The sequence below is a fragment of the Mesorhizobium sp. M7A.F.Ca.CA.001.04.2.1 genome, from assembly GCF_003998485.1.
Classification (GTDB): domain Bacteria; phylum Pseudomonadota; class Alphaproteobacteria; order Rhizobiales; family Rhizobiaceae; genus Mesorhizobium; species Mesorhizobium ciceri.
The window spans coordinates 1-1,053 of record NZ_RZQT01000287.1; the positions used below are offsets into that span (position 1 = coordinate 1).

Sequence of the window (1,053 nt, forward strand, 5' to 3'; positions counted from 1 at the left end):
GACCAGGACGGCGCCGGCGGCGGCGGCTCCTCATCATGGCGCCGATTGCTCGGTCGGCCGCGCTCCTTCGACACCAGCCCGCCGGCGCCGTCCTGGTCATAGGCTTGCAACAGCCGGTGAACCTGACTGCGGCTGAGATGAAGAAGCTCCGCCGCCTGGACGCTCAGCCGCCGGTCGCGGATCTTCTGGATGGCTTCAAGACGATGCAGCTCTTTTTTGCGACAAGGTGATCAAAGGCATGCCGGCTCCGCAATACGCCCGGTCTCACGCCAGGCAGTGTGAAGTCGTCAGCCTTCCTTTCCAGCTTCGAGTTGGCCAGAGCATGAGCTGTGAAAGTCGGGGACTGTCGCATCTCTAAATTGCTCAAGTGTCGCATCTCTATATAACTGCTACATCCAGAAGTCGCATAACATACATTATGGAACATGAAATTATGATTTGAAATCAATGTGTTGGCAAAATTTATCGGCTGTTAGCCACCCGCTCCATCATGCTTTCGCCGCACAAGAAAAGCAAAATGCGTTTCATCGTTGGGCCACCTGGGCCCCTTTTGTTGCGAATAGCTGCTTTGTGCCGCGAGGACCTTGGGAAGCTATTTCCTTTCGAAAAAACAGATTTTTCCTTTCGGGTAGAGGTTGGGATATGGTTGCGCGACAGGAGTGCGATCTATGCAGAGTTTCACCGTCGAGCTGATACGCGACGGCAAAGCTGTGGAACGTGCCGAGGTTCAGGCCGAAAATGTTGTTGAAGCTGCGAAGACGTGGGGACCAGTAACCATCCCGTACGCCGAAGAGCCTGACATCGGCGAATGGATCAGAGTAACGCACCCTTGCGGCAGCACGACAAGTTGGTTCGAGGCGGATCGTTAAGCGCGGCCAATTTAGAGCTCACTGGCCAGGATGCGTCAGGGTTGTGGGTAAGAGCCGTGACGAACGTCACGGCGTCGGGATCATAGCAGAAGATGGACGGATGACCCGGTGCGAACCAGCGATGACAGCATGTAGTAGGCCTAATCCATCTTCCTGATGTTGATCTCGCCCCTCCCCTCTCCCC

General features: G+C 55.7%; 2 protein-coding genes. One reads left to right on the top strand and one right to left on the bottom strand.

The window, feature by feature from the left end:
- Positions 1-209: helix-turn-helix domain-containing protein (locus tag EN955_RS34535; protein ID WP_164769976.1), on the bottom strand; the 209-nt coding region annotated here is incomplete at its 3' end.
- A gap of 459 nt (positions 210-668) precedes the next feature.
- Between EN955_RS34535 and EN955_RS34540 the strand changes: the two genes are divergently transcribed.
- Positions 669-869 carry a hypothetical protein gene (locus EN955_RS34540; RefSeq protein WP_024504472.1) on the top strand — a complete coding sequence of 67 codons (201 nt, stop codon included), beginning with the start codon at positions 669-671 and terminating at the stop codon, positions 867-869.
- Positions 870-1,053: the final 184 nt, after the last annotated feature.

What these genes read in the sequence shown, in the direction of transcription:
- EN955_RS34540 (WP_024504472.1), top strand. Translation starts at nt 669, where the DNA reads ATGCAGAGTTTCACCGTCGAGCTGATACGCGACGGCAAAGCTGTGGAA.